This window comes from Desulfogranum japonicum DSM 18378 (genome assembly GCF_000429945.1).
Taxonomy (GTDB): Bacteria; Desulfobacterota; Desulfobulbia; order Desulfobulbales; family Desulfobulbaceae; genus Desulfogranum; species Desulfogranum japonicum.
Genome location: NZ_KE386995.1, coordinates 1,238 through 22,723, shown reverse-complemented (window position 1 = coordinate 22,723; position 21,486 = coordinate 1,238). Strand labels below are relative to the sequence as shown.

Sequence of the window (21,486 nt, the reverse complement as noted above, 5' to 3'; positions counted from 1 at the left end):
CGGCAGGTAAGAATAAAAAAAGCCTGACAGGGATACTCCTGCCAGGCTTTAACGGCTTTAAAAAAACAGTAGATTATTTATTCTTAGTGGAACTGACCTTCTTCTTTTTACCTGCTGTCACAGTCTCAGAGCCGAGGGTGAGGCGAATAACTTCATCCATATGCTTTACGGGATAAAAAGTTATCTTTTTCCTCAGTTCCTCGGGAATTTCTACAAGATCTTTCTTATTCTCATCTGGAATAATTATTTTGGACAACCCGGCACGTAAGGCAGCAAGAGCTTTGTCTTTCAAGCCACCGATGGGCAAAACCCTTCCCCGCAATGTGACTTCCCCGGTCATGGTAAAATTCTTGCTGACCGATTTGCCCAGAATCGCAGAGAATAACGCAGTGGTCATGGTAATACCGGCGGAAGGCCCATCTTTGGGAATCGCACCGGCAGGCACATGGATATGAATATCAATCTCATCAAAATATTTGGGTTCCACACGCAAATCTGTATTACGACTCCGACAATAGCTGAGTGCAGCCTGTGCGGACTCCTTCATTACATCACCAAGCTGTCCGGTAAGAATTAATTTTCCCTTACCAGGTAAAATGGAGGTTTCAATATGAAGCAGTTCGCCTCCTACTTCGGTCCATGCCAAGCCAATGGCAACACCCGGTTGTCCAACAGCATCAACTTCATTTTCAGGCAGATATTTCGGAGGTCCAAGGTATCGTATAAGCGTATTGGCAGAAACGGCATATGGCCCCTTTCCACCTTCAGCCACCTTTCGTGCTATCTTTCGACAAACCTTGCCCAGGGCACGTTCGAGATTACGAACCCCAGCCTCCCGGGTATAACTCCGGATAATATCTTCCAAAATAGCATCATTCAGGCGTATATGACTGTTCCTGATACCATTTTCAGCTATCTGCCGCGGCAATAGATACCTTTTGGCAATTGCCATTTTCTCTTCCAGAGTATAACCACTGAGCTGAATAACTTCCATCCTGTCCAGTAGCGGGCCGGGGATGGTATCTGTCCGGTTGGCAGTTGTAATGAACATAACCTTTGAAAGATCAAAGGGCAGGTTCATGTAATGATCTGAAAAACTACTGTTTTGTTCCGGATCGAGAACTTCCAGCAAGGCCGATGACGGATCTCCTCTGTAATCGTCACCAATTTTATCTATCTCATCCATCATAAAGACGGGGTTATTCGCCTTTACGTTTTTGAGTCCCTGCAGGATCCGACCGGGCATGGAACCGATATATGTCCGGCGATGCCCCCGAATCTCAGCTTCATCGCGCATTCCTCCCAGGGAAAGACGATAAAATTTACGATTCATGGCTTTTGCAATCGCCTGACCAAGGGAAGTTTTACCAACACCAGGGGGACCGGCAAAACAAATAATTGGTCCTTTGGTCTTGTCATTCAGTTTACGAACAGCAAGATACTCAAGAATTCTTTCCTTAATTTTGTCCAGCCCGTAGTGATCCTTGTCCAGGACTTCTGCCGCGACCTTGAGGTCAAGGCAATCTTTCGTGGAGTCTTTCCAGGGCAGATCCAGAAACCAGTCAATGTAGGTGCGGACAATTGTGGCTTCAGATGCATCAGGATGCATCATCTCCAGACGCTTAAGCTGTTTTTTAGCCTCCTTTTTGGCATATTTGGGCATCTTTTTCTTTTTCAGGCTTGCCCGCAGATCTTCTATCTCCTGAGAGTAACTGTCCTCATCACCCAATTCACGCTTCAGGGCCTGCATCTGTTCCCGCAGAAAATACTCTCGTTGGGTTTTGGACATTTCCTCCTTGGCATCAGATTGGATTTTCGCCTGTACAGTGGAAACCTCCAACTCCTTATTGAGCAGGTCAGCCACCAGCCTGAGCCGCGCAATAGGATCAATGGTCTCAAGAATCTTCTGGGACTCGCTGATTTTCAAGCGTAGATTAGAGCCCACCAAGTCGGCTAACCGACCCGGTTCTTCGATATTGTTGATGATCATCATGAGATCGGAAGAAAGAATTCCGCGCAACGACATTATCTTTTCTGTCTGTTCACGGACTGTCCGCATCAGGGCTTCTATTTCAACGCTGATCTCCTCTACTTCAGGTTCTTCTACAAGATCAATTTCTACCTGATAGTATGGTTCTTTTTGGAGAACTTTTTTTATCTCCGCCTTTGACAGAGCCTGAACAAGCACCTTTAATCGGCCATCTGGCAGCTTCAGGGTTCGCATGATCATGGACACCATGCCCACCTTGTAAAGATCATCCGGTTCAGGTACATCTTTAGTCGCATCTTTTTGCGTCACTAGCATTAACAGTTTATTACCGTTAATGGCTTCATTTACGGCTTCAACTGACCCAGGACGACCTACAAAAAGCGGAATAATCATGTAGTTGAATACAACTACATCTCGTACCGCCATCATAGGAACCGATTCTGGTATCTCCAGATCTTTTGGATTTTCACCGAAATCGTCCATGCTATTTGACAAAGTATCGTCAAATTCCACTCTTTTTCTCCTCCTTGGCGTCTATTCAGAAACGAGGTATAGCAAAATCTCTCAGTCGGCCAGCTCAACAGTCAGGCTAGGGTAAAACACAGAATTCCGGATAGAACCAGGCCCGAAATGCATCACCATGACCTGCCTGAGAAATGTTTTCTTACTCAGTTGTGGTGTAAAAACACTACATCACCACTATGTAACACCCAACTTAACCATTTAAAATACAGTAAAAATTCAATATTTCCCCGTCACAATGTTGAGTCTAAGCTGGCCACGCATGCTATGCGTCAGACTCTAAAATACCGTTTCTGGATGAGCACTGCTTAGGCACCAGAGGATTATTTTCTGGTGCGGATAATTTTTCCAAACCACAGTAAACATGACAACAAATGAAGTCAAGCAGTGGCCGAGTGCATAATCTGCATAGAATTAACTTGAACATTTGGCCGGTGACCAATTATACAGGACTCACTGTATATATAGTCTATCACTCATTCTGCAAACAGGATACAGATATGCTTAACCCGGAATCTTTTTTTGACCTCAGCGAATTCAGCCAGCGAGAAATTTTCAACGACTGTACCTATGTATGGGATGTCCTGAAAAAACTCAAAAGTTATACACAAGAAAAAGCAAGCCCTTTTCTCATACATAGGTGCCTTTCCGATGGGGTCCCCCTGACAAGTCCTTTCATCGTACACAACGGCAGATTGCGTAATGCCAGGGAATGCACCATCACCTATGGCGATGCCACCAAAGGCACCCTTCATGTCTGCGAAAACGGACAGATCCTTGAGGGTGCATCAATCATCATGGCAGGAGCCACCCTGATTGGTCAAAATATCAACATTGGCCGAGGCGTACTCATTGAATCAGGTGCCTACATCAAGGGCCCGACTATAATTGATGATCAGGCTGAAATACGCCAGGGTGCATATATACGTGGCCACTGCATTATCGGCAAACGTTGCGTCGTAGGGCATGCCACAGAAGTTAAGCATTCCATATTCCTCAACGACGCCAAAGCCGGTCATTTTGCTTACCTTGGTGATACCATTCTTGGCAACCAGGTAAATCTCGGCGCCGGAACAAAATGTGCCAATTTCCGTTTTATTCCAGGAAATGTGGAGATCAAAACCAGCAATGGCACGATAAAGACCGATCTGCGGAAATTCGGTGCCATCATGGGTGATGAATGTCAGACCGGGTGCAACTCAGTAACCAGCCCCGGTGCCGTATTCGGTCCGTCCTGTATCCTGATGCCGACAACTACTGCGGCTTCCGGCCACTATCAGGCAAGAACCGTGATACGTCCGTAGTATCATCCTTGGCTTCCAGAGGACCTTTTCCAGGAGCAGCATACTCATAGAGTGCGAAGAAAAAAGCAAACAGAATCCCCAAGGTAAAAAATATACGTAGAATTCTATCCCAGGGGATTCTTTTCTTACCTGAAAATTTTCGAAAAACAATAACCAGGATATACGTAAAACCAACAGCGTATGGAGCTGTCAACAACATCTGGTATAATGTATGATATAGTGTGGAAGCAAGGTCCGCTCCCAAACGAAGATGGAAGAGCAGGTATGCACCTGCTGTAAGTATAAACGTAATTTTTTCCCGTAAGGTCGTCATGACAGTTGAATCAGCCTGTATTTTTCCTCAAACAGTTGTAAATGAAAATTTCCTGGGCCACCTTCTACAGGTTTTCCCCGCTCTTGTCTACCTCAAGCCGACAGAAAACGTTAACTCCCCCTGTGAAAAATCCACACCGTTCGTTTCAGAACTCCTTTCCGGAAAACGTTTGCAGTTTATTGTTCCAGCTCCCCTTGGTCCTTTAGGGGAACGCTTCAATGCCCTGCTGCGCGACATTGAAAACAACCGAGAAAATTTTGTCAATCAGCTTGCTCACATGGGCGGAGACCAACTCACTGCCGGAAAGACAGAATCGCTGAGCAGTATTAAAACAAATCTATCACGCACCCGGACCCTTGACCGACACGAAGAAAAACTCACCGAAATGCTTTGGCAGGCAAGACTCATACTAAAAATTGCAGAAATACAAGAGCGTGAAGAGGCAGAAATTAGAAACGAATTACAGACAATTTACGAAAAACAGCACGATCTTTTCCATGAGCTGCGCGAAGAAACAGAAAACACGTTTATCACAGCGTCCATGCAACATGCCAATTTACGAGCTGACACTCCTGGATTCAAGCATCGTCTCAAGGCATGGACCCGCCTCATGTGCCTTGGAGAAAATCCCCCCTCAAAATGCAGAATTTTCGTAACACAATCCGTTGACGCAGCTGACATGCTTGTAGAAAAAGCCCGGCAAGAAGGACACCTCGACATCAATGCATCCTGCAGAATCCCCCTTCCCTTGCCCGTCAACCGGGAAAAAACAACCCTCGAAGTTATACCAGAACTGCATTCTCTCTGGCTAAACGCTATCAACAAAAAGGCGCACGCGGAAGCAGGATCAACGCCTCTTCCTCTGCCAGGAGGATTGACCGCAGAACAGGACAATACCACTTCACAGGCTCAACTCTTCGTGTATCCCGTACAAGGGGTCTCCCCGGCCACCCTTTTTACACGAGCATTTACCCCGGATACTCCCCCGTCAGATCAAACTAATGAGGTTGAACATCGCTGGCTCGTAGCCTTGTTTTTACCTGCATGATTTTTTCAACAAACACAGTACAACCTTCATCCATACGTCTAGGCTGTACTGTGTTTTCCCCAAGCACCTTCTTCAAACCGAGTCTATAGCAAGTAATACCTATCCAAAATTGCTCAGGATTTCGGCTTAGGGTCGCGAAAAATAATAAATATCCAAAAATTGTGTAGGATATCTGTTTGGCAACGTCGTCGCGTCAATGGTTCCATACTGGCCGTATTGAGCTATTGACGCGACGACATTACCGAGTTGAGAGACAAGCAAGATTGTTCCGTGACCCTTATACGCCTGTGGTTATTACATCCTGAAAATGCCTTGGAGACTCCCCCTTGCCTGCTCTCCAATGAACGTCTGCATGTACGGCCGGGCACTTACCAAGAGGCTGTCCAAGAATGTTATTTCCGCCCATATCTTCGTTAAACCTGAAAAATATCCTCGGAATATCATATATATACCTGTGGTATTTTTTTAGGTTTGCCTCGAGCTGAACGAAAATTCCTATTCTCGGACAACCTCCTAGGGCATCACGGTTTCTTAACTCTGGATCCTTGCCTCAAAAATACTTTTTCAGGGATTCAGAAAATTATCAATTATTTTTGTTTTTCTTCACATTCCGTCCTGTACGGATTGATGGTCATAACCGGACAACATGCTGTTTTCACGACTTTGTCTGCCACACTACCAAACATAATACGCTCAAGTCCCTTGTAACCATGTGTCCCCATGACAATGAGATGGATATCATTTTTTTTCGCATAGTCAAGGATTTCTTCAGCCACGTCGCCAGAGAGGACTTCACTGGTAACTCCCTGGACTTCATAATTTTCAAAAGTACTCTTGTTCTCTTCGGTAAAAGTTACCATGCGCTGCTTGGCAGACTCAAACAGTTCAGCTTCCAGATTGGGAAGGTTAACGGGAGGAACAAAGAAGCCGCTGTAATCCTCAAAATTCTGCGCCACAAAAATCAAATGTAATTCGGCTTTGAAGGTTCCAGCTATATATGCCGCAGCACTGGCTATTTTTTCAGCGTTATCTGAAAAATCAATAGGGGTGAGCACTTTTTTAATTTCCTGCATACAGTATCTCCTTGGTTGATGTCTTAAAATCCAATGATACAATCACTACTTCTGCCAATCACTGTGTAAAACTGAGAAGAATCTTCCCTCAAAGGCAGCAAAGGGTCAAAAGCACACATGCATCAGAGACATTTCATTTTGTACACATACTTTCCACATACCGACTTTTAAATAAAAGTAATTATTCAAACCACTTTTAACAAGTAGCTGCAAAAAACAAGTACACATCACAGCATCCCTCACAGCTTTTCCGCCATCGCAACTTGCCATCATGAAAATCAGGAGTACAACTCATTCTATCGACTCTATAATATTTTGGCATATCATACGCTTCTCGACAAGCCCAGGGGTAATAATTCAGCGCCAGGAATGAAAAAATCTCTACCGGTTGACATAATATTGATGAGTTGCGCGTGAATTAGGACTGCAAATCGAAAATGTCTCTGGTCACGGAAGTGATTATCTCTGGTAAGAAAACAAGCTCATCCGCTGTTGAGCAGCTTCACATGCTTCACAAAAGAAGTTGACCGTCAAGAGCCCAGTCTATATAGTCCTAGCTCGACTTCTTTACTTTGAATTTATGGAGAAACCTATGGATTTTGTCCCAAAATGGATTGCCTGGGAAATAACCAGACGTTGTAACCTCAGCTGTGTCCACTGCCGCTCATCCTCAGAAATTGATGTTATTAATCATCCGGATTTTAGCCTGGATGAAGCCAAAGCAATCATGGAAGACATACATGGATACGCTGATCCGGTAATGGTACTATCCGGTGGTGAGCCGCTTCTCCGTGAAGATGTTTTCGACATTGCCCAATATGGCACAGACCTGGGCATGCGGATGTGCCTGGCAACTAACGGGACACTGGTAAATGCGCAGACATGCTCCTCAATCAAAGAATCCGGCATCAAAATGGTTTCATTGAGTCTGGACGGAGCCACAGCAGATGTTCATGACAATTTCCGCAATCAGCCAGGTGCTTTTGAAGGCACGATGAACGCCATTCGTCTATTCCGTGAACACAATATTGATTTTCTGGTAAATTCCAGTTTCACCAAACGCAACAAAAGCGAAGTGCCTCGAATTTATGAGCTGGTAAAAAAACTGGGAGCCAAGGCGTGGTATCTCTTCATGATCGTTCCCACTGGTCGGGGAGAGGAAATCATGGAAGAACTCATCCCTGCAACGGAGTATGAAGACATCCTTGAATGGCATTATGCCATGGAAAAAGAGGAAACAGACCTGCTTGTACGTCCGACCTGTGCTCCCCAGTACTACCGAATCGTCTTACAGAAAGCCAAAGAAGAAGGCAGTAAATTCAAACGGCGTTCACTGCAATTTTCCACCGGTGGATCCAAAGGGTGTCTGGCCGGTCAGCTGATCTGCCTTATTGATGTGGATAAAAATATTTTGCCATGCAGCTATTTCCCCCTGCCAGCAGGAAATCTTGCCCAGCAGTCATTTAAAGAAATTTGGGAGACCTCACCTCTTTTACTGGATATGCGTGACTTTGAAAAATACAAAGGTACCTGTGGACGCTGTGAATATATTCAGGTGTGTGGAGGCTGTCGGGCTCGAGCCTATGCGGTTAGCGGGGACTATTTGGCTCAAGAACCTTTTTGTGCCTATCAGCCGGGAATAAAACCAGCAAAATGATGCAGACGACAAAGAAAATCAATCCCTGAAATGTACTTTCCTGAAACACAAAGTACAATCAGTAATAACAAGCCCGTCACAACATTACAAACAACATAACAGAACAGTACGACGTATCATACTCTTTGAAGATACCTGAATTATACTCTTGTATGGCTGTTCATTAGCCCCAAAAAGGAATAAGCGACCTTGGAATTTTCTACAAATCTCCTGCAATCGCTTACCATAACACCTACTAAGGAATTCTATGAACGATACCTTTCTCAAGGCGTGCAAAGGCGAACAAACGGAATACACACCAGTTTGGTTTATGAGACAGGCAGGACGATATCTCCCTGAATACCAGAAAGTTCGGGGTAAAGTATCGTTTCTGGAACTCTGCAAATCCCCTGAATTGTGCACAGAAGTTACGCTACAGCCAATTGATATCTTTGGATTTGATGCCGCGATTCTGTTTTCGGATATTCTTATCCCCATGGAAGCCATGAACCTCAAACTTGAGTTTCACGAGGGCGCTGGACCCGTTTTTCCCAACCCTATCAGGAACAAGGACGACGTAAACAAACTCCACGTTCCTGACCCGGAGGAATCCATGCCCTTTGTCCTGGAAACAATACGCCTTCTTCGCAAAGAACTCAATGTCCCTCTTATTGGTTTTTCCGGTGCACCTTTTACCCTTGCGACCTATCTGATTGAAGGCGGATCTTCCAAAGTTTTTCTAAAAACCAAAAGGATGATGTTCCAGGATCCAACGCTCTACAGCTCCCTACTGGATAAAATAACAGACTGCACCAGTAAATATCTCCGGGCGCAGGCAAAGGCAGGAGCACAGGCTTTGCAAATTTTCGACTCCTGGGCAGGTATTCTCGCACCTGTCGATTATCTCAGATTTGCTCTTCCTTATGTACAGCGCATTATTGCGGATTTGCGAGAAGTCACAGACGTTCCGATCATTTACTTTGCAAACAACGGTGCTACCTTACTCCCCCATACGACAACGGCCGGAGCTGATGTACTCGGGCTGGACTGGCGCATAAACATCAAGGATGCCATTGCCGGCGTAGGCAATCATGCCGTGCAGGGTAACCTTGACCCCATCGCTCTTTTTCTCCCTCAAAAGGAATTGGAAAAACGAATAGCCACATTGCTTGATGATGCAAAAGACGCTAAAGGCCATATTTTCAACCTCGGACACGGTATCCAGCCCCAGACCCCACCTGATCAGGCAAGAATTGCCGTTGATGCGGTCCACCGCCTGAGTGGTAAACCATGAATTAAGAGAGGAGAAGAAAGGTGCGCATTCCTGATCAAGCAGAGTGCTATAAGCTGATGGAACAACATGGCATGCTGGACAATATCCGGGCACACTCTTTAACCGTTGCCCGCCTGTCTGAAGAAATTCTCACTGAATTACAGGCAAACCCTGCCATACCGCGGCCGTTGCCAGACCAAAGGCTTGTTATTGCCGGTGCCCTGCTCCATGATATTGCCAAAACCCTATGTCTGGACGAATCCTGCAACCATGCTCTGTTGGGTGCTGAAATGTGCAGAGACAGCGGCTACCCGGAAGTAGCAGACATTGTCGAAGAACACGTACTTCTCCCTTCATATGATTCCAAACGATATTCCCAGGGATACTTCACAGCTAGAGAAATCGTTTATTATGCAGACAAACGCGTTCGCCACGATGAGGTGGTAACTCTGGATAAACGGCTGGAATACATCCTGACACGCTACGGAAAAAACGACCCGAAACGGCATGCTCTTATCTGTTCAAATTTCAATAAATGTCTGCAGCTGGAGGAACATCTTTTTTCCTGGCTTTCCATTACCCCTGAAAAGCTGGGCTGCTGTGATGTAGAACAATTGCACGGATAATATTTCTAAATTGCTCCTTGTCCTCAGGGACATACACTACCTACCCATCAACGCCAAGGAGGCCCGACCATGTCTCAAACACGCACAATGGCTCCCATGTTCTGGAGAACTTTGCTGATTGTTACCGCCATCTGTTTCCTGTTCTCGCAGCAGACTCTAGCGGCTGAGGATCTGCAAGCATTTAAGCCGCAGAATACTGACGTACTTCGCATGGCGGACAATTTTTTCATTTTATACGACCCTTCAACAACCATGGATGTTCCATACAGGGACACCGGGCTTACCAGGCTTCAGGCGCAGAAACAAATTATCCGTACAAGCAACGGCACGCTTCCCGATCTCGGATGGCAAACAGGACTCTACCCCTACTGGAAGGGAGGCCTCTGGCTCCATGGATCTCCAGGCGGTTTCGTCCCCTACTACAGACTGAGCAGGTACGAAAAACAATCCTTTGCAGAGGCTATTGAGCAACTCCCTGAAATCCCACAAGGTCCGCCCATGTTACAGATCGGGCTGATGAAACTGGAACACTTACTGGGGATTCCCGGCCGAACCGAAGTCTTTCTCTTCAGCGATGGCAAGGATTCCACTTTTACAGAGCTTGAACCTCAGCCAATGGAACAGGCTCGCAAACTGGCAGAGCAATTTGACGTCTGTTTCACCATCATCAGCAGTGCCACAGATGAAGATGCCAAAGCACTGCTGAATCAAATAGGATCTGTCAACAGCTGTTCCCAGGTTATTGATTTTGATACTGTCTACAACCACCCGGAACACCTGTTGGGCAAACTGTTCATGGATACCGGAAGTTCCAATTTCAACACGGTTCTTTTTAATTTTGACCGCTCCAATATTCGACCAGAATACCTCAAACCGCTCAATACCCTGGGCAGGACACTGCAAAAACAACCAGAAAGCTACCTGGTTCTTTCTGGATTTACGGATAATATCGGAACCAAAGAATACAACATTGAACTGTCAAAAAGACGCGCGGAACGGATTCAGAACTACCTGCAAACCAATTTTCAGATAGATAAAAGCAGGCTGCTGACATATTGGTACGGCTTTGCCGATCCTGTTGCTTCCAATGACACTGAGGCCGGCCGGAAACTTAACCGCCGGGTGACAATAACCATACGTAATAAATAGGTATTTCAACAATGCAACTTGAATTTCACGGGGCAGCCAGAAACGTAACCGGGTCCTGCCATTATCTTGAACATAACGGAACCCGGATACTCATCGATTGCGGCATGTATCAGGGAAAAAGAGAACTGGAAGAAGAAAACAGGAATGATTTCGGATTTGATCCCGTCTCCATTGATTTCCTGCTGCTGACCCATGCCCACCTTGATCATTGTGGCCGTATTCCTTTACTGGTCAAGCATGGGTTCAAAGGAAAAATAATTACCACGGCAGCCACCAGGGAACTGGCTCGACTCGTTATGCTGGACTCCGCACGCATACAGGAGGAGGAAGCTAAATACAGAGCATATAAAAAGAACAAGCGCAATAAAACCGACCTCTCCTTTCAACCTCTCTACACCACCGTGGATGCCCTCAGAAGCCTGGACTTTTTCGTAGACATTGCCGATTTTGAAGTGGCGGTTCCTCTGGCACCAGGTATAACCGCAACTTTTTACGATGCCGGCCATATTCTCGGCTCTGCTTCGATTCTGGTTGAACACACTCATAATGGATCCACCAAAAGAATTCTGTTCTCCGGCGACCTGGGTTACAATGAGCGTGCTATCATCCCGGACCCGGCAACACCACCTGATTGCGACATAGTGGTAATGGAATCCACCTATGGCGACCGTCTCCATAAGAGCCTCGAGCCTTCCATTGATGAACTCTATCAGGCTATCAATTCAACCATTGCCAGAAACGGAAATGTCCTGATCCCCAGTTTTGCGTTAGAGCGCAGCCAGGAAATTCTCTATTATCTGCGGGAGGGAGTAGAACAAAGGTTGCTCCCTGGAGATCTTGAAGTATTTCTGGATTCCCCCATGGCGATTTCAGCCACGGAAATTTTTCGCAGGCATCCGGAATGTTTTGACGAGGAAACGTGGGAAGTCCTGGATAAGGGAAACGATCCCTTTGAAATTCCCGGTTTGAATTTCTCCAGGGAAACCGCCGACTCCATGGCCCTGAAGCAGATGCGAGGTGTTGTGATCATTGCAGGGTCCGGCATGTGCACAGCGGGTAGAATTCGCCACCACCTGAGACATAATCTCTGGCGCAAAGAAGCAGCGGTGGTCTTTGTCGGTTATGCTGGAACAGGCACGCTTGCACGTACTATCATTGATGGTGCTGAAACTGTAAACATTTTTCGAGAAGAAATAGATGTCAATGCAAGCCTGTATACCATCGGTGGTTTTTCTGCTCATGCTGATCAGCGTGAACTGGTGACCTGGCATAAAAAAACGGGAAAACCTGGACGAACCTTTCTGGTTCATGGCGAAGAGAAATCCCAGGAAACACTTGGCAGTCTGCTCGAGGATACAGAGGTTGAGATCCCTACCCTCCACCAAAGTTACTCGGTCTAACCGACATTTCTCATGACTTACATGCTAATTGGGTTAGAACGATGAAGTTTATCGAGTAATCCTGAAAAACATTGTTTTTTTTAAATTCGAAAAAATCCCCCTGCAGAACGAGCAGATTTTACAAATTCTGCCTGGTTAGTGTCTGTTCATAACTGAGGAGTTTTGTTCAAGTTCAGGTAAAATTGCAAACTCCGAAAAGACCATTTATGGACAGGCACTTAGTACCGGACAGTTGCCGTAGATCACTACGAGTCCCTGCCCGGTAACTGTCATACAGTAACGTCTCTTCTCTTTTTATACATGGATGTTTTCAAACAAAGCATCACGTTGCTTATTTTACGCCAAGAGCAATGGGAGTTGAGGTTACTTACGAGTGCCTGCTTTACATACGGCCGGAAGACAGGCCATGCGAAACTGCGTGCCAAGTTAGTTGTTATTCTGTTCAGCGGCCTCGCCGGCATCCTCTCCAGGAACGGTTGGCGCCTCGGGAGACTCAGGCATACTTACCTCCGGCTCTTCAGGAGGAGTTACTCCACTTGCAGCTTCAGGTGAGTCTGAAAATTTCTCTTTCCCTTTATCCCACAGCTCTTTACTCTTTTCCTTGGTCTTTGACCAGGCTTCCTGAGAAGCTTCGCCGGCTTCCTCGGCAAATTCACCTGTTTCCTCCTTAACTTTTCCCCAGGCCTCTCCACTTACGTCCTTGGTCTTTTGCCATGATTCACCGCTGACCTCTTTAGTTTTTTCCCAGGACTTGGAACTTACTTCCTTGGTTTTTTCCCAGGTTTTTCCAGCGCTGTCTTTGGTTGCATCAGATACAGCTCCTGCGGCCTCTTTGATTTCCTGGCCTGCCTTCTCCCATTTGCCCTGCTCGGGCACAGGTGCAGCTACAGGTTCTTCCTGGGCCCAGACTATGCTTCCCAGAGACAATACCGCCAGTACCAGTAAAGCGCTCAATATCCGTTTCAACATTCCCTGCATTTGTGCCATATTTCCTCCTTATTGATTTTCAAAGTGACGAGGAAAAATAATAGTCACTTCAAAAAGTAAGACAAGATCCCTATCTGCTTTTTCTTGGGTACACAGGCGTGGCCAGGCCTTCCCGACCCTTCAATCTGTTGCCGGTATGTTACTTTTATCGACAGCATTTTCTGGCCTCGCAAAGAAGAAGATTCCAGAAAAACGGTAGACTTTGATCACTATTTTTCTTATACTTTTTCACAGTATATGGCTCTGTGGATAGTTTCAGTGTAACGATGCTACATATCTATTTCAGCAGGGACGTGGTATCTCTATATTGCTGCACCAGCTGTCCCTCGGCTCCCTTTCAGACATACACTGCAGTACCCTCCGTTACCCCTTACGTTGCAGGTAAAAATATGGTCAGACTGTACGCATCGTTTCTTTTCATCCTTCTTGCTTGCCTGCCGGCAACTCTGCAGGCCGCCGGTACAGAATCGCAACATAAAGCATGGACGATTCAGGAAGCTGTTGGTTTTGCGCACACGCATAGCCCGGATGCACAAGCTGCTATGCAGAGAATCGCCAACGCCGAAGCTTTTGTTCAAAAATCCCAGGCTGCCTTTTATCCTCAAGTCACCCTTCAGGCAGAGTATGCTCGTACTAATAACCCCATGTACTCTTTTGGCAATATTCTCAACCAGGGAGCTTTTAACAATTCCATCGATTTCAATGATCCCGGTGAAACCGACGATCTCCAACTGAAGACAGCTATACACTATTCCCTTTACAATGGAGGAGAAGATCAAGCTGGACTTGCCATGGCCAAACTCAACACTCAGGCCCGGACATTGGAGCATCAGGCAATTCTTGCAACGTTGGATTTTCATATTATTCAGGCGTTTTATACGATAGTACAGGCCCAGGAAACTGTGCTTGCCAGGGAGTCGTCAGTGGAAGCCCTTGGCGCTTCACTGCAAGTTGCCCAGGCCCGTTACGAGGAGGGAGACCTTCTCAAGCAGGAAGTTCTCAACCTTGAGGTTCAGCAATCTCTTGCCAGGGAAAATCTTATACAGACTCAGCACGGCCTGGAAATATCCAAAAGAAACTTTCTTAACCTGCTAGGCCTCACAGGGGACAACCCATTACTTGATCTGGCAGGAAGCATAGACCAACAACCCCCCTCAGCTGATCAATCATGGAAAAGGCCTGAACTCAAGGCTATGGAAATAACACTCCAATCCCTTGAGGCAGGTATACGCAAGGCCCAATCCGGGTATTATCCCAAAGCCGGAGCCTATGGCTCATATCAGGTCGATCAGGGATTTGAACTTGATGAAAATGGAGACTCCTGGTTTGCCGGTATTCGGCTTGATTATACCCTGTTTAACGGAAAGCGGACTGCTTCTGAAGTCGAATCAGCACGAACCCGCCTGGCCGAGGCTAGAGAACAGTTACGCAAGCTCCAACTTGCCATTAACCTTGAGCAGGAAAAAGCTGCACTCAGTCTGCAACAGGCGGAAAAGAGGCTACAGGTAACCGGAATAATGGTCGAGTCAGCCAGTGAAAGTGCGCGTTTATCCCGTGCGCGATTTAAAGAGGGAGTAATTCTTTCATCCGACATTATTGACACAGAAAACCGGCTCACCGATGCCCAGGTTCGCCGTGCCCTGGCCATGGCCGCAAAAAGAATTGCCATAGCCGACCTACGAAGGGCCTATGGCGCCGATCAATTCAGCAACAAGTAGACGTTGGTACAGACTATGAAATACATCACCTGCATGCTTTGCCTGTTATCGGCAATGTTCATTGCCCTCCCGATCATAGCAGCTGAAAGTCATCTGCCTGAGGGTCAACCGATTACAGTCTCAACCGCTTTTGTTACTGAACAGCACGTCCCTGCCCTTGTGGAAGTGGTTGGAACCCTCGAAGCGGTTGAAAGGGCCACCATAGCTGCCAAAATATCCGGAACGATTTCTGAAATTCCGGTTGTTCTTGGCTCACGAGTGGAAAAGGGAGACCTTCTGGTTCAAATCAGTGCCAGGGAACTCGGAGCCAAACTCAAACAGGCTGAAGCACAACTGAGCCAGGCAAAAAGAAATCTTGAGCGTGAACAGAAACTTCTGACAAAACATGCCACCACTCCAGAAACAGTCAAATCCATGCAGGATCAATATAATCTCGCCCAGGCAACGTATATCGAAGTGGATACCATGCTTGGCTACACCAGCATTACAGCACCATTTACAGGTGTAGTCACAAAAAAACAAGCCTATGTTGGGGATCTGGCCACCCCCGGCCAGGGGCTTCTACGCATCGAAAACAATACCCACTTGCAGGTGCGGACCGCTGTTCCGGAAAGTCTTGTGCTCACCATTGATCCGGGAGACAAACTGCAGGTCACCATCCCGGCTGCGGGGGTCACCACACAGGCAACAGTGGCCGAAGTGGCGCCGGCAGCAGACCCTGCATCCCGAACAGCTCCAGTGACTTTGGATCTGCCTCTTCAGGAAAAACTGCGCAGTGGACAATTTGCCAGGGTATTGCTCCCCGGCGCCGTACAGACAGGTTACTATATACCGGAAAGTGCGATTGATGCTTCAGGCCAGCTTGACAGGGTATTTGTGGTCCAGAACAATCAGGTATATCTTCGCCTGATCCGAAAAGGCATGCAGGTTAAAGGACTGGTTGAGGTTCTCAGTGGCCTTGAACCGGGTGAGGAAGTCGTCATCGACAAGCCCCATCCTCTGATCAATGGGCAAGAGGTTCGCAGAGCACAATGAATACTGAACAGATAGAGCACCCGGGATTTGCAGGCCGCCTTGCTGCTGCTTTTGTTGATTCCAAACTCACAGTAATTGGAATAGCGGCCTCACTGCTTCTAGGCCTGCTTGCCCTGGCTTTACTGCCAAGGGAGGAAGAACCGCAGATAAAAGTTCCCATGATTGATGTTCTGGTTTCCATGCCAGGAGCCACAGCAAAAGAAGTGGAACAGCGTGTTTCTATCCCCATGGAAAAGCTGCTTTACGAATTACCAGGAGTTGAATATATCTACTCCACATCAATGCCGGGGCAATCCATGCTGGTGGTACGCTTCTATGTTGGACGCGACCTGGAGGAATCCATAGTCCGACTCAACCAAAAACTGCAGACCAACTTTGACCGCATTCCCCATGGGGTTTCCCCGCCTCTGATAAAACCCCACACCATAGATGATGTTCCAATCCTGGCACTGACCTTTCACTCCTCAAAATATGACCATTACACCCTCCGTCGCCTGGTCGCTGAAGTGGATGATTCTGTAAAAAATATCTTTGAAGTCGCAGAAACGAAAATTATCGGCGGCACCAGACGACAGGTCCGTATCCAGTTTGACCCACTCCGCCTTGCCGCACGTGATCTGAGCCCGGAACAACTTGTCGACAGCCTTACAGAAGCCAATCGCCAATCGTTTTCCGGTGTTCTCCAGGCTAAGAATCAGGAAATTCTTGTTCAGACAGGTACATTCCTTCAATCTGCCAGGGATATAGGTAGAGTTGTTATCGGTGTCTATGGTGGTAAACCTGTGTACCTTGATGAAGTGGCCACTATCCTGGACGGCCCTGAGGAACCACAAACATACGTCTTCCACGGCAGCGCCGGTACTCCTGAGATGGAACCAGCTATAACCCTGTCCGTAGCGAAACGACCGGGTGCCAATGCTGTACATGTGGTAGAAACGGTGCTCCATAAAGTCGATACTCTTAAGGGTACCCTTATTCCCGACGAAGTCACTGTAACAGTTACCAGAGACTATGGAGAAACAGCTGCTGAAAAATCCAATGAACTACTGTTCCATATGGGAATTGCAGTATTCGGGGTGGCGGTTCTGATCCTCTTTTTCCTGGGCTGGCGTGAATCGATGATCGTCCTCCTTGCCATCCCCTCCACCCTGTCACTGACCCTGCTGCTCTTTTACCTGTACGGATATACCTTAAATCGTATTACCCTGTTTGCACTTATCTTTTCCATCGGCATCCTGGTTGATGATGCTATTGTGGTGGTGGAAAACATTGTCCGGCACATGCGACTGCCATCCAACCAGCGTAAATCCTTAAAAACAATAGCAGTAGAAGCTGTCATAGAAGTTGGCAACCCCACAATTCTGGCAACCTGGGCTGTTATTGCGGCCATTCTGCCCATGGCCTTTGTTGGTGGTCTCATGGGACCGTATATGCGCCCGATTCCTGTGGGCGCCTCCGCTGCCATGATTTTCTCACTGGTTATTGCCTTCACAGTTACCCCCTGGGCCTCCATTCATATCCTTAAAAGAAAAAAAGGCGCAGCAGAGAGCGCTGGAGACGACCATGATCATGCTCCAAATGATTTTTTCACCCGTCTCTACCATAAGGTGATGGACCCACTACTTGCCTCCACCAAATGGCGCCTTACTTTTTTTCTAGTTATTATTTGCCTGCTGCTAGGTTCCGCATCCATGGTCTATTTCGGCCTGGTGCAGGTCAAAATGCTTCCCTTTGACAATAAATCAGAATTTCAGATCATCCTCGACATGCCCGAAGGAGGAACACTGGAGCAAACTACCAGGGTTGCCAAAGAAATGGTCGAACAGCTTGCCAACGTGGAAGAGGTGGTTCACTATCAGATTTATGCAGGTACAGCTTCGCCGTACAATTTCAATGGTCTGGTCAGGCACTATTTCATGCGTTCCGGCCCATCAGTGGCAGATATACAGGTAAATCTCAAACCCAAAGGCGACCGGGACAGGCAAAGCCATGACATTGCAAAAACTGTTCGACCTGCAATTGCTGCAATCGCTGCAAAATACCATGCTGCCGTTGCTGTAGCCGAAGTACCTCCAGGCCCTCCTGTTCTTCAGACCCTGGTAGCAGAAATATACGGCCCCACTGACACGGACAGGGAACGGCTTGCAAACAAGGTAAAGGATATTTTTGCCCATACAGATGGTGTCGTGGATATTGACTGGTATAGAGAAAACCCGAGGATGAAAACCGTCATTACGGTGGATAAGGAAAAGGCGGCCCTCAACGGAATCAGTGAAGGGACCGTTACCAGGGCTGTACAAACAGGTCTCTCAGGCCTCTCCATCGACCTGTACCACCAACCTCGCGACAAAGAAGAAATCAACATTATCCTTCAACTTCCCCGTGAACAGCGTGCACGTGTGGACAGTTTATTAGGCATAGGCCTGAGGTCTGCAAGCAGCCCTCAGGCTCCCCTGGTTCCCCTCCGGGAACTGGTTCGAGTCACTGAGCAGCCGGTTGATCAACCTATCTACCGGAAAAACCTTCGCCCTGTAATCTACGTAACAGGTGATGTTGCCGGTGCTGCGGAAAGCCCGGCTTATCCTATTCTGAAAATGAACAAACAACTCAAACAGCTCTCAGGATCAGAATATGGCGGACAGGACCAGCCCATCCGCATCTATAATCTTTCACAACCTTTTATCGAATCAGAACCTTCCATGAAATGGGATGGCGAGTGGCACATTACTCTGGAAGTTTTCAGAGATCTGGGGATGGCATTCTGCGTAGTTATGGTGCTTATCTATATGCTGATGGTAGGCTGGTTTAAAGATTACATCACTCCTTTGGTGGTCATGGCTGCCATACCGTTCTCCCTCATTGGTATTCTGCCGGCTCACTGGGGATTACATGCCTTTTTCACAGCCACCTCCATGATCGGTTTTATGGCCGGTGCAGGAATTGTGGTGCGAAATTCCATAATCCTGGTGGATTTCATTGAACTTCGCATCAGCCACGGTTTATCCCTGAAAGATGCTGTGGTTGAAGCAGGGGCAATTCGTTTCCGCCCCATGTTGCTAACTGCTCTTGCCGTTGTAGTGGGCGCCTCGGTCATACTGGCAGATCCCATATTTCAGGGACTGGCCATTTCTCTTATGTTTGGTGAGATAGCATCGCTACTCATCAGCCGCATGGCTGTGCCTGTGCTGTATTACATGGTGAAAGCGAAAACCTTATGACAAATATTTTCTCCCCATTCATCAGAATGGTTGTTCAAAGATAGGAGGTTTTTATCAGAGCACAACACAGAGAAAAACAAGCACTGCCATATACGTATCTTGCATGCATAATTTTTCGACGATGCTACCGAACTATCACATCTATATACCTAGAAAAGCTACAGGTTAAACAACACCAATGATTGACAACACAGGATGGATGCTGGAAAAATGGTTGAACAAGCTGTAAATACCATTGGTTAACAAAAAAAGCCTCTATTATGGACTGAAGCTCCTACCAAGAGTATTCAATTCACAACGGAGGCTTTATGCACCACAAGAATATCAAGCTCGTTATCCGCATACACCAGAAAAATAAATATCCGAACTGGAATCTCCTCACGAAGAAGACCCTAAAAAAAGGAAATCGCACCAAAGGTTCTTATTGAAGTTACGGCTGAATACGATTTCCGTAAGGACCTATTAAGCTTACCTGAAGAACTTCGATGTATTCATAAACTGCTTGATAACACAATAATCTATCATATGTTGTCCTCTGACGGCTATCCCCAGGATATATGTTTAATTTTCCTTAATAATTTATATCCAGCCGAACTGCTCAAAACGATAAGAACATGATTGACCATACTCAGCTCAGTACTTTTCGCCGTTCACTCTCCTTTGACCAGCAAGTACAGGTCTCATGCAGTTAAAAAGCGACTTCATAATATGCAATAGATGCCTGTTATCGAGCACGATAAGTTTATAAATTGACAAAGCTTGAGGCAAGTTGTTTTATAGAGTTAGTTCGTTAACTGGTCGATTACACGCAGAGTTTCAAATTAGTTGTATCGAGGGTAATTCCGAAGCACGTGCTAGCGCTTGCACGTAGGCCGAAATTGCCGGCCTGTGAATAGGTGTGTGTTATCGAGAAACTTCATAATTACTTGTTAAGCATCAAAAAAAGGAACTAACTTGAAAACAATCACCTTGTTTATCTCACTATTTTTGTGCGCCTTTCTTGCCAATACCTGTTTTGCCAATACTGGCGTGTTCTATGGTTCTGGCAATCAAGTAATCCCAATAAAAAACAATCAAATTCGATTGGTTAGAGAAAGAGTAGATATCAAATTATCAGTAGATGAAAACAGCGGGCGGTTTGGTGTCCCATTCATTCCCTGGGCAAATGTAACAGCAAAATTTTATTTAAAGAACACAACCAAAGACATTGTATCTCTCCAGATGGGCTTTCCCTTCCTTGATCTTCAGGGATTTGGAGACGAAAAATATGTTTTGGATAACCTCCATTTCAAAGTTGTGAGTGGCGGAACCGAAATTAAGACAGAACTAAAAGAAGGTCTTATTGAAAAAGAATTTGATCCTAAAGGATTATTCAAAAAGGTATTTGCATGGCAAAACAAGTTTGATCCTGACGAGTCAAAAGAGGTTGTTGTCACCTACAGAATGTTAATGGGCGTAGGTTCGGCGAATTCAGTGTTCAGAGATTTTGATGAACAGGGAAGAAAATTCAGAGCCATAGATAAACTGTTTCCAGCTTTAAGCTACAACTTCGGGTACATCACTAAAACAGCATATACTTGGGCCGGTTCTGTTGACGAAGCAGTATTTCAGCTAGACGCATCGGCTTTTTACAAGGAGCTAGAGAAAAATAATTTTCTCGAGGGAGCGGATGACAAATTCCCCAAATTCACGAGGCCAACATTTTGGGAAGCAATATATCCCGAGTCAGCGACAAAGGATGATGGGAAGCACAAATGGACATTCAAGGGGACCGTGCCAGAGGACGGTTTGTCAGTAAATTTTATAGTTTTATACATCCCATCCCTTCCTAAAGAAGTGGGAGAATACTTTTCTGAAAGTCTGCCAAAACTTGAGGAGACAAAACCGGCGGAATTCAAAACTGTTCTTAAGTCTTTCTATCAAAATATTGCCTTTGGCAAACAGCCATCTGACTCATTTGCAGAAAGTTACTTCAAGCAGGTTCGTTTGGTAAAAATGCCTAAAACCTTTCTTACCGAGAAAGACAGAAAGAATATTGAAGAAATAGCTCGTAATTTCGATGAATTGATAAAAGAATAGGGCTTAATCGGGTAGCCGGGGGAATCTCTCCCCCAGCCCCCACACCACCTAGCATGCGGGTCCGCACTAGGCGGTTCCCATGAGCTACCGAGCCGTAGCCGGGTAATGGATGTTT

At 46.4% G+C, this 21,486-nt stretch carries 14 protein-coding genes; 11 read left to right on the top strand and 3 right to left on the bottom strand.

The window, feature by feature from the left end; genetic code table 11:
- Nucleotides 1-73: 73 nt before the first annotated feature.
- Entirely contained in the window at nt 74-2,503 is a 2,430-nt protein-coding gene (lon, locus tag G493_RS0124755) for an endopeptidase La (RefSeq protein ID WP_028582498.1), read from the bottom strand.
- A 509-nt stretch (nt 2,504-3,012) separates the two neighbouring features.
- Here lon and G493_RS0124750 point away from each other — a divergent pair.
- Together G493_RS0124750 and G493_RS0124740 are read left to right on the top strand one after the other, a co-directional pair.
- On the top strand, nt 3,013-3,816 hold the full coding sequence (locus G493_RS0124750; protein WP_028582497.1) for an LbetaH domain-containing protein: 804 nt from the start codon (nt 3,013-3,015) through the stop codon (nt 3,814-3,816).
- 221 nt (nt 3,817-4,037) lie between these two features.
- Complete coding sequence (locus G493_RS0124740) at nt 4,038-5,177, top strand: hypothetical protein (RefSeq protein ID WP_153306670.1); 1,140 nt, start codon at nt 4,038-4,040, stop codon at nt 5,175-5,177.
- A gap of 587 nt (nt 5,178-5,764) precedes the next feature.
- Here G493_RS0124740 and G493_RS0124730 read toward each other — a convergent pair.
- Nucleotides 5,765-6,250 carry a universal stress protein gene (locus tag G493_RS0124730; RefSeq protein WP_035275907.1) on the bottom strand — a complete coding sequence of 162 codons (486 nt, stop codon included), beginning with the start codon at nt 6,248-6,250 and terminating at the stop codon, nt 5,765-5,767.
- Nucleotides 6,251-6,842: 592 nt separating this feature from the next.
- Here G493_RS0124730 and G493_RS0124725 point away from each other — a divergent pair.
- From G493_RS0124725 to G493_RS0124705, 5 genes are all read left to right on the top strand, one after another.
- Nucleotides 6,843-7,907, top strand: a complete 1,065-nt coding sequence (locus G493_RS0124725; RefSeq protein ID WP_028582493.1) for a radical SAM/SPASM domain-containing protein — start codon at nt 6,843-6,845, stop codon at nt 7,905-7,907.
- Between the two features lie 247 nt (nt 7,908-8,154).
- Nucleotides 8,155-9,180 carry a uroporphyrinogen decarboxylase gene (gene hemE, locus G493_RS0124720; protein WP_028582492.1) on the top strand — a complete coding sequence of 342 codons (1,026 nt, stop codon included), beginning with the start codon at nt 8,155-8,157 and terminating at the stop codon, nt 9,178-9,180.
- 20 nt (nt 9,181-9,200) lie between these two features.
- Complete coding sequence (locus G493_RS0124715; RefSeq protein ID WP_028582491.1) at nt 9,201-9,785, top strand: HDIG domain-containing metalloprotein; 585 nt, start codon at nt 9,201-9,203, stop codon at nt 9,783-9,785.
- Between the two features lie 69 nt (nt 9,786-9,854).
- Nucleotides 9,855-10,934: an OmpA family protein gene (locus G493_RS0124710; RefSeq protein ID WP_028582490.1), complete on the top strand. Its 1,080-nt coding sequence runs from the start codon at nt 9,855-9,857 to the stop codon at nt 10,932-10,934.
- Between the two features lie 11 nt (nt 10,935-10,945).
- On the top strand, nt 10,946-12,334 hold the full coding sequence (locus G493_RS0124705; RefSeq protein ID WP_028582489.1) for an MBL fold metallo-hydrolase: 1,389 nt from the start codon (nt 10,946-10,948) through the stop codon (nt 12,332-12,334).
- A gap of 426 nt (nt 12,335-12,760) precedes the next feature.
- Here the strand turns inward: G493_RS0124705 and G493_RS32765 are convergent, their stop codons facing one another.
- A complete protein-coding gene (locus G493_RS32765; protein ID WP_051309915.1) occupies nt 12,761-13,321 on the bottom strand; it encodes a prolipoprotein diacylglyceryl transferase in 561 nt (186 codons plus the stop codon).
- Between the two features lie 389 nt (nt 13,322-13,710).
- Here G493_RS32765 and G493_RS0124695 point away from each other — a divergent pair, with 389 nt between their 5' ends.
- The 4 genes from G493_RS0124695 to G493_RS0124675 all read left to right on the top strand — a co-directional run bounded on the left by G493_RS0124695 (nt 13,711) and on the right by G493_RS0124675 (nt 21,371).
- Nucleotides 13,711-15,039 carry a TolC family protein gene (locus G493_RS0124695; RefSeq protein WP_028582488.1) on the top strand — a complete coding sequence of 443 codons (1,329 nt, stop codon included), beginning with the start codon at nt 13,711-13,713 and terminating at the stop codon, nt 15,037-15,039.
- Between the two features lie 15 nt (nt 15,040-15,054).
- The gene (locus G493_RS0124690; protein WP_028582487.1) at nt 15,055-16,074 is read left to right on the top strand and encodes an efflux RND transporter periplasmic adaptor subunit; all 1,020 of its coding nucleotides are present in this window, start codon (nt 15,055-15,057) and stop codon (nt 16,072-16,074) included.
- Nucleotides 16,071-19,292 carry an efflux RND transporter permease subunit gene (locus G493_RS0124685; RefSeq protein WP_028582486.1) on the top strand — a complete coding sequence of 1,074 codons (3,222 nt, stop codon included), beginning with the start codon at nt 16,071-16,073 and terminating at the stop codon, nt 19,290-19,292. Before G493_RS0124690 ends, G493_RS0124685 begins: the two co-directional genes overlap by 4 nt.
- Before the next feature lie 954 nt (nt 19,293-20,246).
- Nucleotides 20,247-21,371, top strand: coding sequence for a hypothetical protein (locus tag G493_RS0124675; RefSeq protein ID WP_028582485.1), 1,125 nt, complete (start codon nt 20,247-20,249; stop codon nt 21,369-21,371).
- Nucleotides 21,372-21,486 lie beyond the last annotated feature (115 nt).

Excerpts from the sequence above, each read along its gene's own strand:
- G493_RS0124750 (WP_028582497.1), top strand. The coding sequence starts at position 3,013 with ATGCTTAACCCGGAATCTTTTTTTGACCTCAGCGAATTCAGCCAGCGA.
- G493_RS0124730 (WP_035275907.1), bottom strand. The coding sequence starts at position 6,250 with ATGCAGGAAATTAAAAAAGTGCTCACCCCTATTGATTTTTCAGATAAC.
- G493_RS0124725 (WP_028582493.1), top strand. The coding sequence starts at position 6,843 with ATGGATTTTGTCCCAAAATGGATTGCCTGGGAAATAACCAGACGTTGT.
- hemE (WP_028582492.1), top strand. The coding sequence starts at position 8,155 with ATGAACGATACCTTTCTCAAGGCGTGCAAAGGCGAACAAACGGAATAC.
- G493_RS0124710 (WP_028582490.1), top strand. The coding sequence starts at position 9,855 with ATGTCTCAAACACGCACAATGGCTCCCATGTTCTGGAGAACTTTGCTG.
- G493_RS0124705 (WP_028582489.1), top strand. The coding sequence starts at position 10,946 with ATGCAACTTGAATTTCACGGGGCAGCCAGAAACGTAACCGGGTCCTGC.
- G493_RS32765 (WP_051309915.1), bottom strand. The coding sequence starts at position 13,321 with ATGGCACAAATGCAGGGAATGTTGAAACGGATATTGAGCGCTTTACTG.
- G493_RS0124695 (WP_028582488.1), top strand. The coding sequence starts at position 13,711 with ATGGTCAGACTGTACGCATCGTTTCTTTTCATCCTTCTTGCTTGCCTG.
- G493_RS0124690 (WP_028582487.1), top strand. The coding sequence starts at position 15,055 with ATGAAATACATCACCTGCATGCTTTGCCTGTTATCGGCAATGTTCATT.
- G493_RS0124685 (WP_028582486.1), top strand. The coding sequence starts at position 16,071 with ATGAATACTGAACAGATAGAGCACCCGGGATTTGCAGGCCGCCTTGCT.